Annotated in this window: 23 protein-coding genes and 1 tRNA gene; 16 read left to right on the top strand and 8 right to left on the bottom strand. The window is 60.5% G+C overall.

The genetic code is table 11. The annotated features are described in order from the left end of the window. Positions 1–77, bottom strand: a tRNA-Pro gene (locus tag K0U62_04165). 55 nt (positions 78–132) lie between these two features. Beyond that, complete coding sequence (locus K0U62_04170; GenBank protein ID MCH9800716.1) at positions 133–795, bottom strand: transglycosylase SLT domain-containing protein; 663 nt, start codon at positions 793–795, stop codon at positions 133–135. 255 nt (positions 796–1,050) lie between these two features. Between K0U62_04170 and K0U62_04175 the strand changes: the two genes are divergently transcribed. The 9 genes from K0U62_04175 (at position 1,051) to K0U62_04215 (ending at position 10,170) form a co-directional block, all read left to right on the top strand. After that, entirely contained in the window at positions 1,051–1,842 is a 792-nt protein-coding gene (locus K0U62_04175; GenBank protein ID MCH9800717.1) for a hypothetical protein, read from the top strand. After that, positions 1,842–2,429, top strand: a complete 588-nt coding sequence (locus K0U62_04180; protein ID MCH9800718.1) for a CDP-alcohol phosphatidyltransferase family protein — start codon at positions 1,842–1,844, stop codon at positions 2,427–2,429. Before K0U62_04175 ends, K0U62_04180 begins: the two co-directional genes overlap by 1 nt. Before the next feature lie 158 nt (positions 2,430–2,587). After that, positions 2,588–2,962: a glycine cleavage system protein GcvH gene (gcvH, locus tag K0U62_04185; GenBank protein MCH9800719.1), complete on the top strand. Its 375-nt coding sequence runs from the start codon at positions 2,588–2,590 to the stop codon at positions 2,960–2,962. Between the two features lie 117 nt (positions 2,963–3,079). Next, a complete protein-coding gene (locus K0U62_04190) occupies positions 3,080–3,604 on the top strand; it encodes an FHA domain-containing protein (protein MCH9800720.1) in 525 nt (174 codons plus the stop codon). A 32-nt stretch (positions 3,605–3,636) separates the two neighbouring features. Next, complete coding sequence (locus tag K0U62_04195; GenBank protein MCH9800721.1) at positions 3,637–4,335, top strand: MerR family transcriptional regulator; 699 nt, start codon at positions 3,637–3,639, stop codon at positions 4,333–4,335. Positions 4,336–4,471: 136 nt separating this feature from the next. After that, entirely contained in the window at positions 4,472–4,957 is a 486-nt protein-coding gene (locus K0U62_04200) for a bifunctional nuclease family protein (protein MCH9800722.1), read from the top strand. A gap of 230 nt (positions 4,958–5,187) precedes the next feature. Further along, positions 5,188–5,694, top strand: coding sequence for a MerR family transcriptional regulator (locus tag K0U62_04205; protein ID MCH9800723.1), 507 nt, complete (start codon positions 5,188–5,190; stop codon positions 5,692–5,694). After that, positions 5,657–8,605, top strand: a complete 2,949-nt coding sequence (gene gcvP / locus K0U62_04210; GenBank protein MCH9800724.1) for an aminomethyl-transferring glycine dehydrogenase — start codon at positions 5,657–5,659, stop codon at positions 8,603–8,605. Before K0U62_04205 ends, gcvP begins: the two co-directional genes overlap by 38 nt. Then, entirely contained in the window at positions 8,605–10,170 is a 1,566-nt protein-coding gene (locus tag K0U62_04215) for a Na+/H+ antiporter (GenBank protein MCH9800725.1), read from the top strand. The genes gcvP and K0U62_04215 overlap by 1 nt, the downstream gene beginning before the upstream one ends. A 14-nt stretch (positions 10,171–10,184) precedes the next feature. On the opposite strand, the gene K0U62_04220 is transcribed toward K0U62_04215, so the two are convergent. Next, positions 10,185–10,682 (bottom strand): hypothetical protein, encoded by a 498-nt coding sequence (locus K0U62_04220; protein ID MCH9800726.1) that lies wholly within the window; start codon positions 10,680–10,682, stop codon positions 10,185–10,187. Positions 10,683–10,713: 31 nt separating this feature from the next. Here K0U62_04220 and K0U62_04225 point away from each other — a divergent pair, with 31 nt between their 5' ends. Beyond that, the gene (locus K0U62_04225; GenBank protein ID MCH9800727.1) at positions 10,714–11,166 is read left to right on the top strand and encodes a DUF4442 domain-containing protein; all 453 of its coding nucleotides are present in this window, start codon (positions 10,714–10,716) and stop codon (positions 11,164–11,166) included. Here K0U62_04225 and K0U62_04230 read toward each other — a convergent pair whose 3' ends face one another. Continuing rightward, positions 11,167–11,337, bottom strand: coding sequence for a hypothetical protein (locus K0U62_04230; protein ID MCH9800728.1), 171 nt, complete (start codon positions 11,335–11,337; stop codon positions 11,167–11,169). Between the two features lie 84 nt (positions 11,338–11,421). Between K0U62_04230 and K0U62_04235 the strand changes: the two genes are divergently transcribed. Together K0U62_04235 and K0U62_04240 are read left to right on the top strand one after the other, a co-directional pair. Next, the gene (locus K0U62_04235) at positions 11,422–12,315 is read left to right on the top strand and encodes a DUF2236 domain-containing protein (protein MCH9800729.1); all 894 of its coding nucleotides are present in this window, start codon (positions 11,422–11,424) and stop codon (positions 12,313–12,315) included. After that, positions 12,308–13,573 carry an FAD-dependent oxidoreductase gene (locus K0U62_04240; protein ID MCH9800730.1) on the top strand — a complete coding sequence of 422 codons (1,266 nt, stop codon included), beginning with the start codon at positions 12,308–12,310 and terminating at the stop codon, positions 13,571–13,573. The genes K0U62_04235 and K0U62_04240 overlap by 8 nt, the downstream gene beginning before the upstream one ends. A 23-nt stretch (positions 13,574–13,596) precedes the next feature. Here K0U62_04240 and K0U62_04245 read toward each other — a convergent pair whose 3' ends face one another. Continuing rightward, positions 13,597–14,124: a lytic transglycosylase domain-containing protein gene (locus tag K0U62_04245; GenBank protein MCH9800731.1), complete on the bottom strand. Its 528-nt coding sequence runs from the start codon at positions 14,122–14,124 to the stop codon at positions 13,597–13,599. A gap of 134 nt (positions 14,125–14,258) precedes the next feature. Further along, the gene (locus K0U62_04250; GenBank protein ID MCH9800732.1) at positions 14,259–15,275 is read right to left on the bottom strand and encodes a hypothetical protein; all 1,017 of its coding nucleotides are present in this window, start codon (positions 15,273–15,275) and stop codon (positions 14,259–14,261) included. Positions 15,276–15,457: 182 nt separating this feature from the next. On the opposite strand from K0U62_04250, the gene K0U62_04255 reads away from it, so the two are divergent. Continuing rightward, a complete protein-coding gene (locus tag K0U62_04255; GenBank protein MCH9800733.1) occupies positions 15,458–15,922 on the top strand; it encodes a tRNA (cytidine(34)-2'-O)-methyltransferase in 465 nt (154 codons plus the stop codon). Here the strand turns inward: K0U62_04255 and K0U62_04260 are convergent, their stop codons facing one another. Continuing rightward, positions 15,923–17,377: a metallophosphoesterase gene (locus K0U62_04260; GenBank protein ID MCH9800734.1), complete on the bottom strand. Its 1,455-nt coding sequence runs from the start codon at positions 17,375–17,377 to the stop codon at positions 15,923–15,925. A 98-nt stretch (positions 17,378–17,475) separates the two neighbouring features. On the opposite strand from K0U62_04260, the gene K0U62_04265 reads away from it, so the two are divergent. Continuing rightward, positions 17,476–18,138 (top strand): dihydrofolate reductase family protein, encoded by a 663-nt coding sequence (locus K0U62_04265; GenBank protein MCH9800735.1) that lies wholly within the window; start codon positions 17,476–17,478, stop codon positions 18,136–18,138. Next, on the top strand, positions 18,135–19,046 hold the full coding sequence (locus tag K0U62_04270) for a dihydropteroate synthase (protein ID MCH9800736.1): 912 nt from the start codon (positions 18,135–18,137) through the stop codon (positions 19,044–19,046). Before K0U62_04265 ends, K0U62_04270 begins: the two co-directional genes overlap by 4 nt. A 26-nt stretch (positions 19,047–19,072) precedes the next feature. Here the strand turns inward: K0U62_04270 and K0U62_04275 are convergent, their stop codons facing one another. Further along, complete coding sequence (locus tag K0U62_04275; GenBank protein ID MCH9800737.1) at positions 19,073–20,038, bottom strand: pirin family protein; 966 nt, start codon at positions 20,036–20,038, stop codon at positions 19,073–19,075. A gap of 467 nt (positions 20,039–20,505) precedes the next feature. On the opposite strand from K0U62_04275, the gene K0U62_04280 reads away from it, so the two are divergent. Next, positions 20,506–20,856, top strand: a complete 351-nt coding sequence (locus K0U62_04280; protein MCH9800738.1) for an STAS/SEC14 domain-containing protein — start codon at positions 20,506–20,508, stop codon at positions 20,854–20,856. The last annotated feature ends 366 nt before the right edge of the window (positions 20,857–21,222 follow it).

A 21,222-nucleotide genomic window follows, 5' to 3' on the forward strand; every position in this document is an offset into this window, starting at 1 on the left:
TGGTCGGGCTGACAGGATTTGAACCTGCGACCCCTTGACCCCCAGTCAAGTGCGCTACCAAGCTGCGCCACAGCCCGTGCCGCTGCAACAGAATAGCCGACAGCATTCAGGCAGCTGCGTGCGGCGCGGAGGTCAGTACCCCTGGTTGTAGCCGCGATTCCAATACTTGAACTTCTTCTTGCCGTATCGGTCGAGCACATACTCCAGTGCTGCCCACAAATTGGTGTAGGGGACCGTCTGATAGCGGAGACTTCGGTATCCGGGCTTGGCGTGATAGCGGTAGGTAGGTGCGATGACCTGCAGTAGGCCCTTCGAGGGTGTGCCCCGTGCAGCGTTGATATCCCAGTTATTGACCGCATTCGGATTCCCGCCGGACTCCTGCTGAATTTGCGCCAGGATGCCCTTAAGGAACCGGCGCGGAATCTTCTTTTCCCGCATTACCATCTTGACCAGATTGGCCCACCGGATGACAGTTGGGTAGTACTTGCCGCCCCGAGGGTGACGCAGTTTGCGGCCCTGCCATTTCGATGGCCCGGTGTTGATAGTGGCCAACTTCGGCTTACCGCCCTTACCTGGTTTCGCTTCTGACGTGGGGGCGCCTTCTTGACCAGGAGCGGTTTCGTTGCTGGGTTGACCTTCGGAGGCGGGCGCAGCCGGTGCGGCCGGTGCCTCTTGCTGTGGTGGTACACCCTGCGGTGGGTTCGGTTGCTTTGAGTCAGCAGATGCTGGAGCGGCTAATAGGGCGGCGCCAATGGCTAGCGCACCGCAAAGTGCGCCCAGTCGTCGGTAGAACATAGATTCCCTTGATCGTGGCGAGGACAGCTTTCTCGCTAGGCACGGTTCGTTACCGTAGCGTTACTAGGTGCTATTTGCGACATTGTTGAGACTTTCTTGAGATTTTTATGAGGTACGTCACGGAAATATGTACGAACTCCGGACTGCTGTCGCAACTGCAGAGATTGGCGTGTTGTTTCGCTTTCCTGTCACGGCCCACTCGCGGCGGTAAGGTGTCACAAGCCCTTGGAGCGTTGATCGAGGAGTAGTGATCAGGTGCGCAGAGTTTTCGGAGCGCTGTTCATCTTGGTCGGGGTTGGTCTGACGATCGCTGGTGGCCTAGGCATCGCCGGATTCGGGACCGCGGGAACGTTGCAGGTCAAAAGTCCGCTGCTGCAGACTTCGCCGGACTCCTCCGCCATCGTGGTCGATGTGACTGCCGTCGATGCTGGATTTCCTTGGAGTGAAGATTTAGGGGACGTAACTATCGGCGCTGAGGGTCAATCTGGTCAATCGCTCTTTGTGGGCTACGGACTCCGCACTGACGTCAATGACTACCTAGCGGGCGTGGGCTTCGATGCCGTGGCTCAACGATCAGGAGAGTGGGAAACTCGGGTGATCCCAGGCATCGACGAGCCAGCGCCTCCCGCGGACCAGGACTTTTGGCTGGGCCAAGCCGTCGGTACCGACGCCAGCGTGGACTTCACGTCGCCCAGTAGTGGTGACGTCAGTGTCGTGGTCATGAATCAAGACGGCACCGCACGGGTAGCGGCGGAGCTTTTGGTGGGCTACGAGTCCGATGTGGTTTTCCCCGCCTCGCTGGGAGCGGTCATCCTAGGGGCAGGTTTGGTGCTGCTGGGGATCTTTTTGGTGATCCGGCGCTCAAAACGGGAGCGTGCGCAGTCGGTGGATAGTACGTATCAAACGTTGGCACCAGACCAGAAAACGTCAACTCAGGCAACCGACACCCGATCAGCGGCAGAATCAGCCCAGGAGGCAACGTCCAACGCCGACTCCAACGGTGACTCGATTCCCTCCGATTGGCTACGACCGGGAAGTGAGAAGTAGTGGAGGTTCAGGAAACCGGGGTCCAGACGGATCGGATTGTCACGATCCCCAACATCATCAGTTTCATCCGGCTGCTTGGTGTGCCTTTGTTCCTCTGGTTGATTTTGGTGCCGGAGGCCGATGAGTGGGCTTTGGTAGTACTGGTTTTGGCTGGGATTTCTGATTGGCTGGACGGTAAGATCGCGCGGGCTACCGGTCAGATCTCCAAGCTAGGGCAAGTCCTGGATCCGATGGCTGATCGGCTCTACATCCTTGCGGCGTTAATCGGACTCGCGGTGCGCGAAATCATTCCGTGGTGGCTCGTCATTGTATTAATCGCGCGTGACCTGGTCCTGTTGCTGATGCTGCCTCCGCTGAAGAAGCGCGGTTTGGTGGGACTTCCGGTGCACTTCCTCGGCAAGGCGGCGACGTTCTGTCTTTTGTACGCCTTTCCGTTGCTGCTGCTGGGCGATGTGGAAGGTTGGGTTGGAACGACCGCGCAAGTATTTGGATGGGCCTTCGCGATCTGGGGAACTGCGCTGTATTGGTATGCGGCACTGCTGTATTTAGAGCAGGCTCGCCGGGTGATCCGGGCACTGCCAACTTGAGCGTCAGCAGTCTGACTTATTGGGTATCACGGGCAGCCGGTTGGCTTTAATCGCACGCAAGTGGGGCGAACTGTTGCTGAAAACGGGCGCATGACAGGATTCAGACAGCAGCCGGCGGTCCATTCCGGGGACCGAAGGCTGAGGACTGAGGAGGCAACATGAACCCGCAGGAGTTGAGTTACACAACTGAACATGAGTGGGTACGGCAAGACGATAATGTCGTGCGATTCGGCATCACTCATTTCGCTCAAGATGCCCTCGGTGACATTGTTTTTGTGGATTTGCCTGAGGTCGGCGATGCACTGACGGCCGGACAACCATGCGGTGAGGTGGAATCCACCAAGAGCGTCAGTGACATCTACGCGCCAGTCACCGGCAAAGTCGTCGCTCGTAATGATGAACTATTGGATACGCCGGAGTCGATCAACGCCGATCCCTACGGCGCTGGCTGGCTGTTAGACGTGGAAGTCCAGGGAGAGGCGATGGCCATGCTGGATGCCGCTGGCTACGAAGCTCACCTGGCACAACTGTAGGAATGAGTCCGGAGACGGTCGATTTTGGACTGAACCTCTACCTGGGGTTGACCCTCCGGGTCTCACAGTCTAGTTTTTTCTCACCGACCCGAGTTTGGGCGGCTGGGGAGGGGTTACATGAACGTCCAGGAGCCTGCCGAAAAACCGGTGGAATCGACCACGAACATCCAACTACTGCTATGTCCCGAGTGCCAGCAGCCGGTGGGCCCAGACAGCAAGTTCTGTAGCTCCTGCGGCGCGGCTGTGGCCGTGGCCGGTGAGGGCACGGGTACGTTGCCGGCGATCGCTGACACCGGCCCCACTCCTGCGATCAACGAGGAGTTCTTCGCCGGTTTGGCGGCAGGTGATGCGGTGCTCATCGTCCACCGAGGTCCGAACGAGGGCGCACGGTTCCCGCTTGCCGAGCCGAAGGTGTCGATCGGTCGAGCCCGAGAAGCCACAATTTTTCTCGATGATGTCACCGTCAGCCGTAAGCACGCCCAACTGGAACGGGGTCCGGACGGTTGGCGAATCAGCGATGTGGGCAGCCTAAACGGCACTTACCTCAACCGAGAGCGGGCGGAGGACGCTGCGGTGGCCAACGGTGATGAGATTCAGGTGGGCAAGTACCGCTTCATCTTCTTGGAGGTTTCAGCTCAGTGAGTGCGTTAGCTTCGTCCAACCTAGGCGCCACAATGACAATCGGGGAGGTGTTGGCCCTGCTGCGGCCAGATTTCTCCGACATAACTATCTCTAAGATCCGCTTTCTGGAGGGCGAGGGTTTGGTTTCACCGCAGCGGGCCCCCTCGGGTTATCGACGATTTAGTGGTGCGGATGTTGATCGGTTGCGCCTCGTGCTGGTGGCCCAACGTGACCACTTCCTACCGCTACGTGTCATCAAAGAAAAGCTCCAAGCGGGGGAGCTGGAGACCCACCTGTTCCCGGTAGAGGAGCAGGTGTCAGAAAACCCTCAACCAGAAGTTCAGGTCGAGGGTTTGGATCCGGTGGCGCCCCAACCTTTACCGGAGGTGGACCCGCAAGGACGGTTCAGTCTGCGGGAAGCGGCGCGCGAGTCCGGGCTTCCCTTGGACGATCTGCGGGAACTCGTAAGTTTCGGAGTGCTGCAGATCGATGCAGGCGAGCGGTTATCTGGAGCCCAAGTACTACTGTGTCGCGCCTATGCGGTGTTATCGGCTTCCGGCGTGGATTACCGGCATTTGCGTCAGGTCAAGAACAGTGCGTCCCGGGACGCCAGTTTGATTTCCCAGTCGGTGCCGCACCTGCGGGCGGCAGAGCGCGGGGACGCCGAGCAGAGTTTGTTGCAGGCATTTTCCGAAGCCCATTACTGGCTGGTGGTCGCTGAGTTGGATCGGTTGCGACCCAGTTATCGGTAACCCAGACAGTTGCCGGTCCACCCGGTGAGCGGCGGTAAAGTGCGTGACCGCTGTGGTTACTCACCGCTGGAACGGGGCCTCGGAATCGCCAGCTATTGAGCGGGGGATTGCCGAGCTATCGGGATACAGTGGCGGTGTGCGAGACCTCGATGTAGTCGGCGTGAGACTCGAGATGCCTTCGAATCAGCCGGTGGTGTTGCTGCAGGTGGAAGGCAGCAACCGCTATCTGCCGATCTGGGTGGGGACGGTGGAGGCTACCGCCATCGCTTTCGCCCTCGAGGGCGTCATACCGCCTCGGCCGATGACTCATGACCTAATCAAGGATCTGCTGGACCTGCTTGGTGATTCGCTGACGGAGGTGCGCATTACGGATCTGTCTGATGGTGTCTTTTACGCCAGACTGGTCTTTGCCTCAGGTAAGACGATGGATTGTCGACCTTCCGATGCGATCGCGCTGGCATTGCGCACTGAAACATCGATCGTCGGTGATGAGAAGGTGCTGGCTGAGGCAGCGGTGGAGATCGAGGAGCAAGGCGCTGAGGTGCCTGACGAGCAGGAGTTGGAGAAGTTCCGCGAATTCCTCGATCACGTCACCCCCGAGGACTTCAGTTCTGATTCGTAATAATCGGCGTGTCTCGGGCGCGGTCATTGACCTGCCAGCAGTGCTGCACTAGCGTCCAGTTAGACAAGCTTAGCGGTGACGCTAAGTCCTGCTTCCTGAATTATCCGGGGGATCCCGGGCTCAGTTGTGCAGTGACTGGTGAGTCTTGAGCAATCAAGGAGGACGTCGTGGTCGAGGAGCCCGTGGACCGTGACGATGCCGAGCAAGGCGCGCTTTTTGACTCGGCCCCCATGCGACCGATCCCCGATGATCTCGGCTACCGCGGCCCAGTAGCAAGCAAGACTGCGGGAATTACCTACCGACAGTTGGACTACTGGGCTCGAACCCAGTTGGTGGAACCATCGATCCGTTCGGCTAGTGGATCTGGTTCGCAGCGACTGTATTCCTTCCGAGATATTTTGACACTCCGCATCGTCAAGCGGTTGATTGATGCGGGCGTCTCGCTGGGCAATGTTCGTTCAGCCGTGGCCTATCTTTCCGATCGAGGCGACGTTGATCTGGCACAGATCACGTTGATGAGTGACGGTGCCTCGGTGTTCGAGTGCCGTAGTGAGGACGAGGTCATCGACATCGTTCGTGGCGGACAGGCAGTCTTCGGAATCGCAGTAGATCGAGTGTGGTCAGAAGTTGAAGGCTCGCTGGCCGAGATGCCGGGTGAGGCTCCATCGGGGGATACTGTTGCTCCGGAGGGAATGCTTGATGAACTCGCCGAACGTAGGACCCGCCGCACCGGCTGAAAGTACCGGTAGCGAAGCGACAGTCGACCCCGCAGCGTTCAGTTTTCAACGCCGGCACATTGGCCCTGATGCCAATGAGGCCGACGCGATGCTGGCCGAACTAGGTTTCGCCTCGCTGGATGAACTCGTAGCCGCAGTGCTACCCCCCGGTATCGGGGACGATCGGTTGCGCCTACCAGAACCCTGCTCGGAGTCTGAGGTATTGACTGAACTGCGGATGCTGGCATCTCGCAATGAAGTCGCGGCGCCCATGATTGGAATGGGGTATCACGCCACCGAAACCCCGGCAATCATTCGTCGACGAGTACTGGAAAATCCAGCCTGGTACACCGCCTACACCCCTTACCAGCCGGAGATTTCGCAGGGCCGGCTGGAAGCGTTGCTGAACTTCCAGACGATGGTGGCGGACTTGACCGGGCTGCCGCTGTCGCAGGCGTCCTTGCTGGACGAGCCAACCGCCGCCGCAGAGGCCATGACCCTGGCGTTGCGATCGAGTCGCTCCAAGAATCGTCGGTTCGTCGTTGATGCCGATACCCATGCCCACACCTTGGCAGTGCTGCGAACCCGAGCGGAACCGATCGGGATCGAACTGGACATCCGAGATGTTGCTGCGGCCGGAATACCGGCTGATGCCTTCGGAGTTTTGTTGTCTTATCCGGGTTCGTCTGGCGCGGTGAAGGATCTGCGGGCTGTGATCGCGGTAGCCAAGGAGCAAGGCATTGTCGTGGTGACTGCCACCGATCTATTGGCATTGACCATGTTGACTCCGCCCGGTGAACTGGGTGCGGACATCGCCATCGGGTCGGCCCAGCGCTTCGGGGTGCCCATGGGCATGGGTGGGCCACACGCCGGCTTTATGAGCGTGCGCCAGGGCCTTGAACGTCATCTGCCCGGCCGTTTGGTCGGACTCAGTAAGGACGCCGACGGTCGAGCCGCACTGCGGTTGGCGCTGCAGACCCGGGAGCAGCACATTCGCCGTGACCGAGCGACCAGCAATATCTGCACCGCCCAGGTGCTGTTGGCGGTGATTGCTAGTTCCTACGCGGTCTATCACGGGCCGGAGGGCCTTCGGGCAATCGCGGAGCGGGCGCATACGCACGCTCAGGCCCTGGCGGAAGGGCTGCGCATGGGGGGAATCGACCCGCTGCATGAGGCATATTTCGACACCGTCTCCTTCCAGGTGCCGGGACGGGCCGAAGCGATCGTTCGCGAATGTGAGTTGCTCGGGGTAGCGGTGCGACTTGTCGATCGGGACACGGTGGCGGCAAGCGCAGATGAACTGACAGCGAGCGACCACATCATTCGAATTTGGCAGGGCGTGGCCGCCGCAGTACCCGAGTTTGGTCGTTCGCTGGCCGAGGTGTCGGCCTACAGTGCGGCAGACGTCACTGAGGCGATCCCCGAATCATTACGGCGCACATCGGACTACCTGACCCATCCGGTCTTCCAGCAATACCGCTCGGAGACGGAAATGTTGCGTTATCTGCGCAAACTGTCGGATCGTGACATCGCACTCGATCGTTCCATGATCCCGCTGGGTTCATGCACGATGAAACTGAACCCAGCCACGGCTATGGAGCCAGTCTCATGGCCGGGATTCGCCAATCTGCATCCATTTGCACCGTTGCACCAACTCACCGGATACCGCGATTTGATCGCCCAACTAGAGGCGTGGCTGGCGGAGATCACCGGATATGACGCAGTGTCGGTGCAGCCCAACGCGGGATCCCAGGGAGAGTTTGCCGGCTTGCTAGCGATCCGGGCCTACCACCGCTCGCGCAACGACGATGAGCGAGACGTGTGCCTCATCCCCAGCAGCGCCCATGGCACCAACGCCGCCAGCGCAGTAATGGCTGGTATGCGGGTAGTTGTGGTGGAATGTCGCGACAACGGTGACGTTGACCTCGACGACTTGGCTCGGCTGCTGGCAGAGCACGCAGGCAAGGTCGCCGCCTTGATGATCACCTATCCGTCCACGCACGGCGTTTTCGAAGATGAAGTCTCACGAATCTGCGACATGGTGCACGAGGCCGGTGGTCAGGTCTATGTGGATGGTGCCAACCTCAATGCGCTGGTCGGAGTTGCCAAGCCTGGTGGCTTCGGCGCCGATGTCAGTCACCTGAACTTGCACAAGACCTTTACGATCCCGCACGGCGGCGGCGGACCCGGCGTCGGCCCGGTGGCGGTCAAGGCTCACCTAGCGCCGTTCTTGCCCGGGCATGACTTGCGCCCGGAAGCCGGGCCAGTCGGTCGCGGGTTCCCCGACGGCGGGGTGGGGCCAGTGTCAGGAGCTCCGTGGGGGAGTGCGGGAATTCTGCCAATCCCATGGGCCTACATTCGCCTTATGGGGGCTGATGGTCTGCGACGGGCCACCGCAACCGCAATCTTGACAGCGAACTACGTAGCTCGGCGGCTATCCAAGGATTACGACATTCTCTTCACCGGTCGCGGGGATCTCGTGGCCCATGAGTGCATCATCGATATCCGGCCGCTCGCCAAAGAAACGGGCATCACGGCTGAAGATATTGCCAAGCGACTGGTCGACTATGGCTTCCATGCACCCACGATGTCATTCCCGGTGGCGGGAACTTTGATGGTGGAGCCCACCGAAAGTGAAAATTTGGCGGAACTGGATCGGTTCTGCGACGCAATGATCGCCATTCGCTCCGAAATAGCGCAGGTGGCCAAGGGTGAGTTCACCGCCGAAGATTCCCCGTTGCGACATGCACCCCATCCAGCCGAGAACCTCGTCCAAGATTGGGATCGTGCTTACAGTCGCGCACAGGCGGTCTATCCAGCAGGGACCACCGGGCGGGACAAGTACTGGCCGCCGGTATCGCGCATCGATCAGGCCTACGGTGATCGAAACTTAGTGTGCGCCTGCCCACCAGTCACTGAGTTCGAGGACTAGTGGAAAGTAGTGAATTTGTCGCTCTCGGCATAGCTGTTCTTGTCGCCTGCATTATTGGCGCGTTGTGCCGAAATCGAGGGTGGAACTCTGCCCTCGTTCTACTCTTTAGCGGCATTGTTCTCGGCCTTCCTGATTTCACGTTAGGTCCAGAGCTCGATCCGGAACTGATCTTGCTGCTGGTGCTCGCGCCGCTGGTTTTCGGTGAGGCCCTGTCGAGTTCGATTCTGGACATTCGCCGAGTCGGGGCACGGGTGTCGGCGTTGGCGATTTTGCTGGTGTTGATTGGTGCAGCGTTGGTTGGTGTGGCCGCTTCGCTGATTCTTCCCGGTCTAGCGCTGCCGGCAGCGCTGTGTCTGGGCGCCGTTCTGGGTCCAACGGATGCAGTATCAGTGGCGAGTACGGCCAAATCAGCCGGTTTGCCTCGTCGAGTGCTGCATGTGCTGGAGGGCGAGAGTCTGCTTAACGATGGCACCGCGCTCAGTCTGTTGCGAATCTTTATCTCGGTCACGGCAGCGGGGGCCGTAGTCGCTAGCGAGCTGCTGGTAACAACAGCGTTGGCTTTCGGCGGTGGGATAGTGGTCGGGGTCATCGGTGGCGTGGTTTTGCATCAGATCGCCATGCGTTCCCGCGACAGTACTGTGACGAATGGTCTGCTGCTTCTGGCACCGCTGCCCATTTACGGGATAGCAGAACTTGTGCAAGGGTCCGGCATCCTTGCAGTTGTTATCGCGGCATTGATTTTCGGACAGCGGACGTCATCTGCCACCGGCTACCGGGGGCGGCTGCAGGCGACAAGCATCTGGCGCGCGTTTACCTTCATCCTGCAGTCCAGTGCGTTCTTCCTGGTCGGGATGGGGGTCCCGATCGAGTTCCGGAAAGTTCCGGCTGACCAGTTGTCGGTAGTTCCGCTCTTTGTTGCTGTGGTGCTGGTGTTGTTGATCGTTAGTCGGTTCGCGTTCGTTTACGTGATGGGTGCAGTGGGTGGTCGGCTGAAGGCGCATCCGCGGGAATGGGTAGTGCTGGGGTGGGCAGGTACGCGCGGTCCCATCTCGGTTCTTGCCGCGCTGACGATTCCCAAAGTGCTGGATGACGGCAGCTACTTCCCTGATCGAGCGCTGATTATCTTCTCTACCTCCGCCGTCGTCGTAGTTTCACTCCTGCTCAGCACCACCCTGCCTGCGGTAGTGCGCTGGGCTCGGCTTACCCCCGACGATGAGGAAGCAGAGCTAAGACGCGCAAAACTGGCCATTTCCCGGGCGGCACTGGATTGCCTGGATGATGTAGCCGACCAAGCTGCCCGGCTCGACCAACCAATCGATTCACAAGTCCTGGCAAATCTTCGCTCCGCCGCGGAAGTACGTCTGGCGATGACGAATCCCAGCGATACTGAAGCCACAGCCGGCGAGTTGGTGGTCGAACAGCGGCAACAGGTCGGTCTGGCAATGATTCGGGCAGAGCAGGAAGAGTTGCTGCGGTTGCGGGACAACGATGCGCTGCCAGACTCCTTGTTCCGCCAGCTACAACTGGAAATTGATGCGCGCCGGCGGACTCTGCTTGGTAGCTAGGCGCAGCCGCTGACCTAGGTGCGGCCCTGTTCATCTTGGGCATCAGTCAGTGCTGCCTGGTCGCCTTCTCCCGGCAGATACCAGTCGGCGTGGATAACCGGAAAGCCGTTGGCGGTGAGCGTTGCAACGACTCGGTCGTCATCGTCAACGATCGCCTGAATATCGAAGTCGAGTGCTAGGCGTTGGTAGATGTCCAGTTTCATTGTGGGTGCCGGCCGGTAGTCGCGGGCGGGACGTAAATGCATATCGCCTGACGGCAAACCGTGGCGCGCTAGCCAGGAACGGGTCTGATCCCGCAAGTAGCTCGGTCGTCCGGACACATACACAATCGTCAAACCCGTCTGTTGCAATCGCAGCACCTCAGCAACTCCGGTGGGTAACGGTGGATCAGCGTGGGCATCGGCGAAAAAAGCTGCCCAGTCCTTAGGCCGTTGCTCGATATGTCGGAGTCGGTGCGTGGGATCGGCGATCACCCCATCAATGTCGATCCCAGCGATTGGGGTGGCGGTCATGAGGTCAGCCTAGGCGGATAGCCTTGTCGACATGGCAATGGATCTTGAAGCAGTCAAACAAATGTTTCCCACAGTGATTCCGATGGTGGGAACTCTCAACTTAGAGTTCGGTGAACTCACCTACGAGACCGCTGAGATGACCTTGCCCGATCAGCAGGCTTACCACAACCACATTGCCGGGCCCCACGCTGGCGCTATGTTCACCTTGGCCGAGTCTGCCTCGGGGGTATTGGTCCTAGGTAACTTCGGCGATCAGCTGGACACTTTGACGCCGCTCGCAGTGTCTGCGGAAATCCGATACCTGGCCGTGGCAATGGGTCCAGTGACCGCCCGCGCCCGGATGACTCGATCGGTTGACGAGGTGGTGGCGGAACTTGCCGAGGGGAAACGGCCCGAGTTTGCCGTCGAAGTTGAACTGTTCGCCAACGATCGCAAAACCGGTGAGATGGCGGTCGTGTGGACGCTGCGCGCGGCCAAGAAGTAACTAGTCGCCGGGATTGCGCGTGAGGTAAGGATCATGCCGGAAGGCGTCGATCAACTCAGTTGCAGTCCGAACTGCCTCAGCCTCGGCTAGGTCGGTTGCGAGCAGTCGTTGCGCTAACTTTTGCTGAGCCGGGGCCCCAGACTGGGCTACTTCCGCAAGCGCTTCTCTCATGTTCACCTCGACAGCGTGACTCTTCCGCAGTTGCCGTGCATCTTGGAAGATGCGAGGTGAAGCGGCGCATGCCAGCCTTATCACGTGATCTCCACACTCCTCACGCCACTTGCGGCGTCGGTACGAAGGGTGCTCGCTGGCACCGGTGACGGGCAGTCGGACGTGGTCGAGCAGATCGCGACACCAACAGGGGAGCCTGGCTGGTTCCAACCAGGGGACCCCATCTGGACGGTGCATGGATCTGTGGCCACGTTTTTGGGTGGCATCCGGTCGTTATTGCTGCAATCGCTGCACCCGCTGGCATTGGCTGGCGTCAACCGCCACTCCCAGTACCGAGAAGATCCATTCGGCCGGTTGCAGCGGACCGGAGCATTTATCGCCATCACCACGTATGGCCCGCAGAGCAAGGCGCAAGGCGCGGTGGCCGCGGTCAGTTCGCTGCACGACCGGGTAGTGGGAAACCTCGACGATGGCCGCGCCTACGCGGCTGCTGATCCGCGGTTACTGATGTGGGTGCACATCGGCACTGTCGATTCAATGTTGACCGCCTATGAACGCTATGGCCGGTCAGGCGAAGTGGACCGCGATGGCTATGTGGCCAATATGGCTGTCGTGGGTCGGGAGCTGGGAGTGGTCGATCCGCCGGAGACGGTGGCAGAGATGGACCAGGTTTTCGACAGTTTTCGTCCGGAGTTGGAGTACACCGAAGAGACCGAGGAAATGAAGCGATTCATTATGGATGCCCCACTTCCGCTGGCATTGCGGCCCGGGTACGCCGTCATGGCTCGAGCCGCAATCGATTCGCTCCCATCGTGGGCCACGACCGTTCTCCGGGAGCGCCCGATCGGCGGGCCAGCTCGCACCGCGCGCACGTTGGTGGCAGATGCTGGGCTGCGAACGTTGACCATGGCGTTGGTGAAGTCACCGGCACAGGCCGCAGGAGAGCAGCGGCTCGGCTACGTTGGGGCACATGCCTGAAAGACCGGATGCCGTCGTTGTCGGTGCCGGGTTGGCCGGGTTGCGGGCTGCGGTACGGCTGCATCGACTCGGGTTCGACGTCCGAGTTCTGGAGGCTACCGATCGCGTCGGGGGTCGAGTAGCGACTGATCAGCAGGGCGGCTTCACGCTAGATCGCGGGTTCCAGTTGTACAACCCGGCCTATCCTGCTGGTCAAGCAGTTTTTGACCACGAAGCATTCGAGCTGGGTCAGTTTGACCGTGGCGTAGCGATCATCACTCGTGGCGGCCAACGGGCTCAACTGGAACTGTCCTTGGCGGGTGCACCGCAAGCTGGCATTGCTGCCCTGCGGGGAACGGCCGGCAGCGCACCCGGACTGCTGGCGTTGGCCAAGTACGCGGCAGAGTGTGCCCTTCGATCTCCCGAGAGTTTGCGACAGCGACCAGACGAGCCGATCACTGCGGCCTTGCAAGCAGCACGGGTATCGCCTGCGGTGATACAGCAACTGATGACGCCATTCCTGTCTGGAGTTTTCGCCGATCCGAACTTGGCGACTAGCCGGCGCTATGCAGACCTGGTGCTGCGGTCATTCGTTCGCGGCGTGCCGGGAGTTCCCGCGCGAGGGATGGCACAGTTGCCGGAGCAGTTGGCTGCGGGGCTACCACGTGGCGTTGTCGCCACGTCTACGCCAGTGGATTCAGTGGCTCCCGGCGCGGTGCGAACGGCGGCGCGAACGTATCAGCCGCAGGCAGTCATCGTCGCCACGGAAGCCCCGGTCGCACGGGAGTTACTGCCGGGACTACTGGTACCGGATATGCGAGCGCTGACGACGTGGTATTTCGCTGGACCAACAGAGCTGAATCGGCAGCGGGTGCTGACAGTCGGGACCGGGTTAGGTGGCTTGGCGAACATCGCGGTGATGAGTGCTGCGGCGCCGTCTTATGCGCCAACAGATCGTGCCTTGCTGGCAGCGACTGCCGTGGGCCATCACCCCGGGAGTGCAGCGCAGGGACGAGCTCAACAAGTCACCGCCCGGGTGATGGGGGTGGACTCGCAAGATCTGCAACCGCTCGCGTCGTATCCCATCAAACACGCGCTGCCCACTGCCCTGTCACCGTTCTCACTACGGCAACCAGTAGACCTCGGGCAGGGAATGTTTGTGGTGGGGGACCACCGGGATACGCCATCCATCCAAGGAGCTTTGGTGAGTGGTCGGCGAGGCGCAGATGCTGCGGCTCGCTATCTGACGAGCTCGGGATCGCGATCAACAGCCACCTGAGGGGTTGGCGCCAAGCTGGCGAACTAGTTGTTGTTCTTGGCCAGTTGCCCGGCGATCCGCTCCGCGCGTTCTTGTACTTCTTTGACGTAGTCGGTGGTCTCCGGAAACGGGGGAATACCGCCGTATTCTTCGACCGATCCCCAGCCGGCGTTGTAGGCCGCTAGCGCGAGGTCGAGCGGGTCACCGGCAATGTTGGATGCTTTCGCCAGTCCGTGCAGGTGGCACATCAACCGTCCCTGCGACCGGATGGCATCCGGTGGTGAAAACGGGTCGGCCACCCCATCGCCATCGGCGTCGCTGCCCCAGGACGACCAGGTCTGTGGCATGAACTGCGCGATACCTTGCGCACCGACTGGAGATTCTGCCGCGGGGTCCCAACCAGACTCCTGCGCCAGTTGCGCTGCGAGCAGTTCAGGTGTGATCGCCTTGCACGTTTTGGCGGCTTTTCGAATATGAGGTAGGTGTTCTTCGGGAACGGTGTCTCGACTACAGCTGGCCAGCACGGGGAAGGCCAGTACTCCCACCAGCGCTAGCAGAATCAGTCGAGTCACGGGTCAAGAGTAGGCGCGCGATAAGCCGGTAGCAGGGGTGAGCGTTTGCGTGTCGGTAGGACGATAGAAACAACCTGCGACCCGTCAAGAGGTTGATTGTCCTTCCAGGAGATCACATGCGCCACGGCGGAACGCTATCCCTCAGGCTGATTGGAACTGATCTCGATCACATTTGCAACGTAGCGGCCAGCGAATCGTGCGAACTCGATGGCGCTGTCGCTCAGTGGTATTTCCGGCGGGAGCTCAGGAAGTAGGCGAAGCCGCTCAGCTCCCCCCAGTACGAAGGCTTCGCGAGCGATGATGTTCTCCGTCAGCTCGGCCTGAATGGCGCTCACCTGGGGTCTCGCCCATTCCGGCAACACAATGGACGTGCCGTGCTTTCGCTTACCCAATGGCGGCCGATTGAGTTTGTGCCGACGCAGGTGCACGTCGGCCTTTGCGAGTTCCTTGTTCCGGATACGCATCATCTCCGCCTGTTCTGCGGTGAGTGAGGTGTTGCTGGTGCGTCGATCCAGGTAATTTTCCGGGATTCCGGTGAGCTGCTCGAACTCCAGCAGCAGATCACCCGGACCGTAGCCGACGGGCAGGATCGCGATTCGGTCAACTGGCACAACCTGCGACCAATGGTCGTAGTACCGATCCAGGCGCTGCGAGCGCCAGTCAGGGCTGTCCGGATGCTCCAGCAGATTGGTGAGCCAGTCCGAAAGTGAATCACTCGTGAAGCCAGTTTTGACCAGTTGCTGCCAGAGGCTCGGCATGGCCTTGGTTAGCGGTCGATTGGTGATCAGAATCCGCACTTGATCCGGGCCGCCGAGGGTCTTGACCACCCTTTCGGCCTGCTGCAGATCCAGTCGATGCAGCATCTCCTCGCTGACGAGGCCTCGATCCTGCGGACCGCGTTGCTTGACGACGTCAGTTGCGGTGCGCCACAGTTGTCGCCGTTTCTTGAACAAAGCACCTTGCGCGGCGCGAGAACCATCGACGACCTTGGGGGCCAGAAAAAAACCAAGGCTACGTAGGTTGTCATCCGCCAGGGCGAGTGCTTCCTGGACCGTGCTTGATCCAGTCTTGCGGGGGCCCACATGAATGAGAACCTCGCCCGGCTGCAACCACGACTGTTCGCTGATAACTGGGCTGCCCACTTCGCTCACCGGGCCAGGCTAGCAAGACCTCGCCGTGCAGCCGGGCAGCCTTCTCGGCCTGCCGTGTGATCGTGGCTCGCTGATGCAGGTATGCGAGCGGGCCTTTGCGTGCAACGGGCCCTCGACATCGGATTTCGGCGAAGTAGCACGGGTATCGCGACAGTCACAGGGGTGTACGAGAGAATGCCGGTGTGTTTCACGTGGTGCTGGTTGAGCCGGAGATCCCGCCCAATGCTGGCAACGTTATGCGCATGTGCGCCAACACGGGATCACAACTGCACCTGGTTGCGCCCCTCGGTTTCGAGGTGAACGATGCTCGGATGCGGCGAGCAGGGTTGGACTATCGAGACATGACCACGTTGACGGTGCACCAGGACTGGTCGGCCCTCGTGGCAGCACTGGGGGAGCGGCGACTGTTCGCCTTCACGTCGGCCGCAACGCGATGGCATACCGATTCCGACTATCAGCCCGGAGACGCTTTGGTGTTCGGGCGAGAATCGACCGGGCTATCGGCTGAGGTCTTGGCGCAGTTTCCGTCAGAGCAGCAGCTGCGCATTCCGATGGTGCCGGGCAGCCGCAGCTTGAATCTGTCCAATAGTGCGGCTATCGCCGTCTACGACGGTTGGCGTCGGGCCGGATTCCCCGGTGCTGAATGACTAGCAACTGGCGGTAGGGCTCCCGCCCGAAGTTGTCACCGTGCACGTCTGGATGGTTTTTCCCTCGGGCGACCGGTACTCCAATTGCCACCCATCGTCAGTGTGACCCAGCAGCGCGTGACCCCAGGTCACCTTGAGCCAGCGGTCTTTCAATTTGGGGTACGGCTTGAGTTCCTCCACCCAACGCTCGCCATCTGCCCTGGCCAGAGCCCCGTATTTCGGCTTGATGTAGCCCTTCGGGGGATCCAACGTCGTTCCGCCGCCGCCGATGATGAACTGTGGCGGTGCAGTGGGAACCTGCACCATCTGCAGTAGATGTTCGTGGGAGGACAACACCAGTGAATAGGGATCGAGTTTCCCACGCGATCCCGCAGTGGCATCGAGTGACAGCCAGGGCGTCCAGCCGGGAGCGTCGGACTTCGGCATTGATTTGGACATCAGGCCAAGTACGGGACGATGGCTCAGCAGGATCGCGTCATCCGCGCCTTTGGCGAAGGTTTGGGCAATCTCGAACTGTTTGGCTAGGCGTTTCCACCACGGCGTTACCGCAATGTCCAGACTGTTGCTGGTGTCGACTGCAGCCAGTCGCAACTTCTTGTCGTCGGCGAGGGGTAGTTCCAGCGAACGAGCTGTCTCCAGAATTCGTGGTGCTACCAGTTTCCCGTTGCTGTCTGGTTGCGGCGCGCAGGATGCTGCACTGCCCGGTTGGGTGTCGAGATAGAGCATGTAGCCATTTCCCGCCTCGGCGCACACCTCGTGGTTTCCGCGCAAGATGATCAACGGCACGCTACTGAAGACGGGCTGAATCGGTTCAAAAAAATCGTCCTCCCAGCCCGCAGCCGAGTCGAGGAAGGCGCCGTCAACATCACCAGGTGGGGGAGGACTACCGCCGCACTTGTTCTCGTCGCCCTTGGGGCAGTCGGCCAGCCGGTAGTAGTAGTCGCCGGTCAGAATGAGCAGGTCTGGCTCGGATCTGGCGATCTGCTGTGCGTTGCGATTGAGCGGCCAGCCGGACGCGCTCGTGCAGTTCTGTGATCCGTTGCTGTCGACTCGGCAACCGGTATCGCCCATCGTGGCGATCGAACTGACTGCTTTGGGCATCGTGGCGGGGATGGATTGGCCATTGACGCTAGCCGACGTGGCGTCCGCTGGGATCTCTCCATTGCAGGAAATGAGACTGTCGAAATGTCCTTTGGTGGTCTGGCCAGGTTCGCGCTCGGCCATGGCTAGGGCTTTGCTCTCGCCGTCGATGGTCACCACGAGATCGGGGCAAGCCGCTGGACCTGCGACGGCGGCACGCGCTAGTAGTCCCGATGCCGAGATTTCCTTGGGAACCACCAGCGACATGGCGAAGGTTGCTGGGCCTGAAGCAGGGGGCGGCTCCGGATCGTCTGCAGTGCTGCATCCCGTCAGGATGAGGCCTACAGCGATTGACCCAATGAGGCGTTTCATCACTCTCTGATGCTACTCACCGAAGCGAACGGCAGGTGTTAATAGCCGCTACGACATCCGCGTAGGGATGCAGAGATCCTCGAAGGTGGCAGACTGGGCGAGTGCCCGACGCTATCGATCAATATCCCTGGCCCGAATCGGGCGGTTGGTGGCGAGCAGTCATGGTCATGGCCCCAGACGGTGCTATTCATGGCAAGGATGGACGTTCCGGATCCATCTCTGGGCCCGCTGACCGCGAGGTGCTGTTCGGGATCAGGGCGCTTGCCGATGCGGTGCTAATCGGAGCAGGTACTTTCCGGGCCGAACGCTACCGGCCGATGGTCGCAAAGCCAGAGCATGCTGCTGCTCGGACTGAGGCCGGTCTAGCCGAAGCGCCACGGTTAGTGATGGTGTCCGGGTCGCTTGATTTGCCCTGGGACGAGGATGCTTTCGAGCAGTCGGCGTTCACTCCGATCGTGGTCACGCGGTCCGGGCACGATGCAGCGCTGCTGGCGAAGGCTCGCGCCCATTGTGACTTGTTGGAGTCACCGGGGGAGCGGATTGACTTGCCGTGGCTGCGAGAGCAACTCTCCCAGCGGGGGCTCAACCGGGTCGCCTGTGAGGGTGGTTCCGTGTTGCTCCGGTCGTTGGAGGAGGAGGGTCTGATGGACGAATGGGACGTCACGCTGTCGTATCGGCTGCCGGGGCGCGACTTGCAGCTCGTTGATAGTCGTACCGAGGACGGCTTCGTTTTTGCCCGATTCACTCGTGAGGAACAGACGTGATTGATCTGCATTCGCTGGCGGAGCTCGCTGAAAAATATCCGGAGGCCCTGGCTACACCGGTAGCGCCGTTGCGCATCGGATCCAGCACGATCGACACCGACACTATTCCGGCCATCATGGCCACGGTAAACCTCTCCCGCGATTCCACCTACCGGGAAAGCATCGCTCCCGATACCGATACTGCGGTGAGCATGTCAGTGGTGGCCTCGGCTCAAGGTGCCGATGTGGTGGATATCGGTGCCGAGTCCACCACTGCGAAAGCCGCGCGGGTTTCTGGTGCCGATCAGATCAGCCAGTTGGTGCCGGTGATCGAGCAATGTGCGGCGGCTGGCGTGGCTACTTCGGTGGAGACTTATCAGCCTGAGGTGACTCGCGCTTGCCTAAAAGCAGGTGCGGTGTTGTTGAACATGACCGGTGCTCAGCACCAGCGGGACATGTTTGAGCTCGCCGCGGAATACCGCGCCACCGTGGTGGTCTGTTACGCGGCGGGGGCAGATGTTCGCGAGATCACCGATGTGGAGTTGGGTGCTGATCCGATTCCGGTACTGGCAGATCACTTCGCTGCGCGGGTGGAGCTAGCCGGATCCCATGGTGTGACCGACATCGTGATCGATCCAGGCATGGGGTTCTACTACGGCAATCTGGTTGATCCGAAGGTGCGTGCGCAGCATCAGGCCCGTGTGATTCTGAACTCGTTCCGGCTGCGTACGTTGGGTCTGCCGATCTGCCAAGCACTGCCGCATGCTTTCGATCTGTTCCGGGATCAGTACCGATCAGCGGAAGGCTTCTTCGCGGTATTGGCCCGGCTCGGTGGCGCAGGTCTCTTGCGCACCCATGAGGTGCCGCTGGTGGCCGCCGTCAGCCGCAGTTTGGGCTTCTTAGATACCGTCGATCCAGACAGCCACTAGCCGAAGCGTTGCCATGTCGCCGAAAGCTATGGCCGATAAGGCTGCAACGCATCTGCTGGCACATGACCAAATCGACCAGCCTGGAAATCCTCGAAAGCCTCGATGACTTCCTGCCGGGTGGTCATGACGAAGGGCCCGTACTGAAACACCGGCTCTCGCAGTGGCGCCCCGCCAATCAGGAATACGTCGAAGGCAGGGGAGCGACTTTCCTGCACCGGGTCTGCCTGCAACGCCACGGTGTCCCCGTCTATTAGTACTGCGGTCTGTCCGGTGTGGATGGGATGGCTGTCGGCGCCGACACTGCCGGAGCCACTCAGGACATAAGCCAGGGCATTGAAGTTTTTCGGCCACGGAATCTCGGCACGAGCGCCAGGGGAGACCGTGATGTGGGCGATAGCCAATGGTGTATGCGAAATGCCGGGGCCGCTGTGACCGGAAAGGTCACCGGCCAGCACTCGCACTAGCGCCCCACCGTCGCTGGTGGTCACCAAGGCGGAATCTTGGCCTTGGAGGTCCTGGTATTGCGGGTCGGTCCGCTTCAGTTCGCGCGGCAGGTTGATCCACAACTGGATGCCGTGGAACAGACCGCCGGACATCACCAAGTCTTCCGGGGGAGTCTCGATATGCAGAATGCCGTCACCGGCGGTCATGTACTGCGTCCCACCTTCACCAATGGCCCCACCGCCGCCGTTGGAGTCCTGATGCAGAAACCGGCCATCAATTAGATAGGTGAACGTTTCAAAGCCGCGGTGCGGATGCCAGGGTGTGCCTTTCGGCTCACCGGGGGCATACTCCACTTCGCCCATTTGATCCATCATGATGAACGGATCAACATCGCGGGGATCGAGGCCTGCGAACGCCCGACGGACCGGAAATCCCTCGCCCTCGAACGCCTGCGGCGCAGTAGCCACGGCTTTAGTGCGGCGAGGTCGGGCTGCAGCGGCCACGTTTAGCCGAGGCAAAGTGAGGGTGTCAGCGGTGACTGCGGGCATGGCTACTCCTTGTTGCTGATCTCAGTGACTAACAACAGGATGACCGGGGCAATCATTCCCCGCACCTGCGGCGAATACGAAAGGTGGTGCCGTTGGCGTCACCGGTCCCGCGGCATCCGGGTCCACCGGCAGGGTCGGACCCGTAGCGAACCCGACCCTACCGACCCAGCGGACCTCCGGGAAGAGCAGACACAACGGGAGTAGCGATGGTCCTTCGCGCCGGCCGGAGCCAACAGCCAGCAAGTGCCGGTGCTGCCGGTCACTCCGACCCGTCTCGCCCTGGCGCGGAAACTCATCGGTCCTCCTTCGTTGTGTCGCTTTCAAGCGGTGGTACTGAATAGATGAGGCGGTAGCGAGAACGCAACGGTTCCCGATTACTCCGTTCGGGTGAGACCTCCGGTATAGATGCGAACGCGGGGGAGGCGAGGGAGGCTGGGATATACGGATTCCGTAGGAAGAGGGCCTGGATGATCGAAAAAGTAGATGTTGATGGCGACACGACGCTTGGGTTCCGCATATCTGGGGTTGTAGGGCGGGACGATTACAAAGTGTTGGTACCCGAGGTGACCGACGTTGTGGAAAAGTTCGGGAAGGTGAATCTGTTGCTGGATCTGCGGGATTTGAAGTGGGAGAAAGTGACCGCTTGGGGCTCCGATCTTCGCTTCGGTAAAGAGTTCCACGGCAAGATCGAGCGGCTGGCCGTTGTAGGCGATGGCCTGTTGCAGAAGCTCGTCGGTGATTTAGCTAAGCCGTTCTATGCCCGGGCCGCCCAGCGGTTTGCCACCGTGGAAGAGGGTCGGGAGTGGTTGGCCGAGTAAATCGCGCTGGCCAAGCAGCGAGATTGCATCACGGACCAAGACTGGTCGTCGGGCGCTAGCGCTGACTAACTGTGCGGCTAGGTCGCTAGCCGCAGCCCGTTCGCTGTTTTGCCGGGAGATGGTGGCCAGTGATCTCACCGAATGTCCGGTTGTAGGGGTTGCTGGCGGGGAAGCGTCCGTTTCACCGTGAACTAGCTCGAATGCAATCTACTTTACATAATGCAGATTATCGGCGTTATGTAACACCTGATATCGAATCGATAGTGGTGCCGTGTGCCGGCAGGCATAAAGCAAAAGTCTTTCGCCGTAGCTGCCGTAGCGCCGAGTTTCCAACGGAAGTGAGCGTTGTCACTAAAGGCACGTGAA

Source organism: Actinomycetes bacterium, assembly GCA_022599915.1.
Lineage (GTDB): Bacteria > Actinomycetota > Actinomycetes > S36-B12.